The 2,835-nt window shown below is 37.5% G+C and carries 3 protein-coding genes; 1 reads left to right on the forward strand and 2 read right to left on the reverse strand.

Annotated elements, in window-relative coordinates:
- Both B2V92_RS00140 and B2V92_RS00145 read right to left on the reverse strand, forming a co-directional pair.
- The coding region (locus B2V92_RS00140) for an AarF/UbiB family protein (protein ID WP_293303705.1) at nt 1–562 on the reverse strand (562 nt) is incomplete at its 3' end.
- A gap of 7 nt (nt 563–569) precedes the next feature.
- Nucleotides 570–1,223, reverse strand: coding sequence for a TetR family transcriptional regulator C-terminal domain-containing protein (locus B2V92_RS00145; RefSeq protein ID WP_293303707.1), 654 nt, complete (start codon nt 1,221–1,223; stop codon nt 570–572).
- Between the two features lie 224 nt (nt 1,224–1,447).
- Here B2V92_RS00145 and B2V92_RS00150 point away from each other — a divergent pair, with 224 nt between their 5' ends.
- Nucleotides 1,448–2,302 (forward strand): HD domain-containing protein, encoded by an 855-nt coding sequence (locus B2V92_RS00150; protein ID WP_293303709.1) that lies wholly within the window; start codon nt 1,448–1,450, stop codon nt 2,300–2,302.
- Nucleotides 2,303–2,835 lie beyond the last annotated feature (533 nt).

Raw genomic sequence — 2,835 nt, forward strand, 5'->3', positions numbered from 1 at the left:
CAACCTCTTTAATATAAATATTCAGTTCCCGCTCCGACATACCCAATAAACGGAAGGCAAAAGGTTTCACCAGTTTCAGGTCGGAAGAAATGCTATCGCCCACGCCCGGATACTGGATCTTGATGGCCAGTTTTTTACCATTTAGCATCGCCTGGTGTACCTGTCCGATCGAAGCCGCATTGCTTGAAGTAAGGTTAAAACTGTCGTAGATCTGTTCGGGTGTTTTACCGAAATTCTTGGTAAAGGTGCGTACAATAAGCGGACCCGAAAGGGGCGGGGCGTTGTACTGCGATTGGGTAAATTTATCTACATACGATTTTGGCAAGATATTTTTATCCATGCTCAGCATCTGTGCAATTTTTAAGGCGCTACCTTTTAATTCGCTTAACGATTTATAGATATCGGTAGCATTATCTTCGTTAAGCTGTTCGCGGTCCATATCTGGATTGAACAGTTTTTTCGAATAATGTTTAATGTAATTGCCCCCGATCTGGATGCCGGTTTTAACAAATTTGGCCGAACGCTCTACCTTAGTGGTAGGGATACTTTTTTGTGTTTTCATCTAATACCTAAAACCCCATCTTATCTGCAAACTTCCCGTTTCTTGATAAAAACTTCCCGTATTCCAATAAATTGTCGATCGGCGAGTGCTGAAAAAGATCAAAAGTAACATTAATGCCTTTTTCAATAGCCTCGTCGCTTTTTTCAAAACCCTCGCTATCATCATTGATCCAGAAGTTAACAATAAAGGCAAACTGGATCCATAATGCATCTTTATACCGTTTACTTAAAAAACGTCGCTCGGCAAGCTCGCCGCTATCCAAACCTTCATCGATAATCTCCTGCGCAAAGTTTTCGAAAATAGGTTTTACCCCTGCAAGTACATCCGGTGTAGAAAATTTTCCACGGTGGTTTTTCAGACTATAAATCACAAAACTGCGTTCGTTCTTCAGGTTTTCCAGGTAGCTGTAAAAAAAGGAAAGCATTTTTTCCCTGGCGGTGTATTGTAGCCATACATCCTGTTCTTTGATTTTGCTGATGGTTTCGAAAGTGAGTTCGAACCAGATGGTTTTTTCTATGCTTTCGAAAGAAGAGAAAAACTGATAGAAATCGGCTTCAGTAATTTTAAGTTTTTTTACAAAAACATAAACCGATTTCGGCTTTTCGTTGTTAGTTAAAACATAGTCGAGGTATGCTTTTCTGATTTGTTGAGCGGTTGCCATATAGCTGTTTTTTACAAGTATAACGTTTAATTTATTTGCTTGTTTTTGCATCTGCTTTTTTATCGATCATGAAAATGTAATAATAGCTTCAAAATATTTGAAAGTTGGTTTTTTAGCTAATTTATTTAGTTTTAATGGTTTTTAAATGTGGATAATTATTTTTGGTAAAACTAAATTTATTAGTATTTTTGTTTCTCCTTATTTCCTGATTAAAGCAAATTAATATGATCCAGTTAAATGATTTTTTATATGGCAAAATGGAATTGCCCGAGGTGTTTTCTGATCTGTTAAAAACCGATGCTTTAAAAAGGTTGGCAGGAGTACATCAAAGCGGTGCGATATTTTTGGTGAATCCTGATATTTCCCATTCGCGTTTAGAGCATGCCATTGGAGTAACCCTATTGATCAGGATGCTCGGTGGTTCGGAACTCGAACAGATTGCCGGTTTATTGCATGATATTTCCCATACAGCCTTTTCGCATGTGGGTGATTATGTTTTTGGTAATACCGACGAAGATTACCATGAAAAAGTTTTTGCCGAGGTTTTATGTAAATCCGAAATTCCCGATGTGCTTTTAAAATATGGATATAATATCAATCAGATCCTCTATGGTACATTTGATATTTTAGAGCAGTCGTTACCTGCGCTCTGTGCCGATCGTTTGGATTATACCCTGCGCGATGGTGTTCATGGTAATATTATATCCCGACAACGGGCACGCGAATTTTTGACCGCTGTGGTTTTAAAAGATGGTAAAATTGCGATAAATAATGAAGTTGAAGTAGAATGGATCAACGAGACATTCGAAAAGCTCAATAATGAAGTATTTAAACTTCCCCTTCATTTATATGCAAACGGAAAAATGGCCGAGCTGATTAAAAAGTTTCTGGATAAAGGTTTATTGGTAGAAAGCGATATGTTTAAAACTGATACTTTGCTGTTGAACAAGATCAGGACATCTTACGAGGGTTATGAGGCCATTAAAGCCATCAAACAGTTAAAAGGTTTTTCGGAGTTTATGCGCCATGGTGCCGTACCGAAAATTAAAACAAGAAAACTAAATGCGCTTTTGGTGTAGCGGTGGGCAGTTAGCGTTTCGCGGTTGGTGTTGAGAAGAGGATAGTGTAGGTTTGTTAAAAATGCGCTTTATCATCCTGAAAGGAATCGAATGATCTTTGATGGAATAACTCCTGAATTTATCGTCATTTCGAGCGGAGTGTAACGCAGCCGAGAACCCGAAGGCTCAGCGAAGCTAAATCTATCTCAAGATAGATCTCTCCACTCCACTACCGATGTAAAATCGGTACAAGTTGCGTTTCGGTCGAGATGACGGTGTTGTAGGCAGTTAACCAATAATGCAGTTAACAATTTAACAATCCTGCAATTTAACAATTTTGCTCAATTAACCAGTTTAAACAATTAACCGATTAACCCAAAAATACAGTTGGCAATTCGCAGTTAACAATTTAACAATCCTGCAATTTAACAATTTTGCTCAATTAACCAGTTTAAACAATTAACCGATTAACCCAAAAATACAGTTTACAATTTGCAGTTAACAATTTAACAATCCAACAATTAAACAATAACGATTAACCAGTTTATACAGTT

It is taken from the genome of Pedobacter sp. UBA5917 (genome assembly GCF_002432345.1).
In the GTDB taxonomy this organism is placed as follows: domain Bacteria; phylum Bacteroidota; class Bacteroidia; order Sphingobacteriales; family Sphingobacteriaceae; genus Pedobacter.

Coding starts and splice junctions, on each gene's coding strand:
- B2V92_RS00145 (WP_293303707.1), bottom strand. CDS start 1,223: ATGGCAACCGCTCAACAAATCAGAAAAGCATACCTCGACTATGTTTTA.
- B2V92_RS00150 (WP_293303709.1), top strand. CDS start 1,448: ATGATCCAGTTAAATGATTTTTTATATGGCAAAATGGAATTGCCCGAG.